Origin of the sequence: Bacteroides sp. AM16-13, from assembly GCF_003602705.1 — a bacterium.
Classification (GTDB): domain Bacteria; phylum Bacteroidota; class Bacteroidia; order Bacteroidales; family Bacteroidaceae; genus Bacteroides; species Bacteroides xylanisolvens.
Genome location: NZ_QTLK01000084.1, coordinates 1 through 326 on the forward strand (window position 1 = coordinate 1; position 326 = coordinate 326).

General features: G+C 48.5%; 1 protein-coding gene. It reads right to left on the bottom strand.

Annotation, left to right across the window (positions count from 1 at the left end; all coding sequences use genetic code 11):
- Positions 1–326: AAA family ATPase (locus tag DW173_RS24280; RefSeq protein WP_233562304.1), on the bottom strand; the 326-nt coding region annotated here is incomplete at both ends.

A 326-nucleotide genomic window follows, 5' to 3' on the forward strand; every position in this document is an offset into this window, starting at 1 on the left:
TCATACCAAGGTTTCATAGCTTCTATCAGCTCGTCGGTAGAGTGGTGAAACTGGCAGGTAGTGGCATAATAATCCAACATTGCGCGCACCTCTTCTTCGTTGAATCCGGTCATTTCATTAAATTCCGGAGAGAGCGAATAATTGGTGCCGATATTGAATCCGCTGGTGAGATCGTCCATCGTGACGGGGCTGACACCAGTCACGAAGCAACGTTTGATAGTGGAGTCCGTGCCTGCTTTCACCGTATCGAAGAAGCTGCGCAGATAACCGGTTCCGTGTGTCTCGCTCTTGTAATCTTCCAGACAGGCAGGTTCTGATAAGATTTT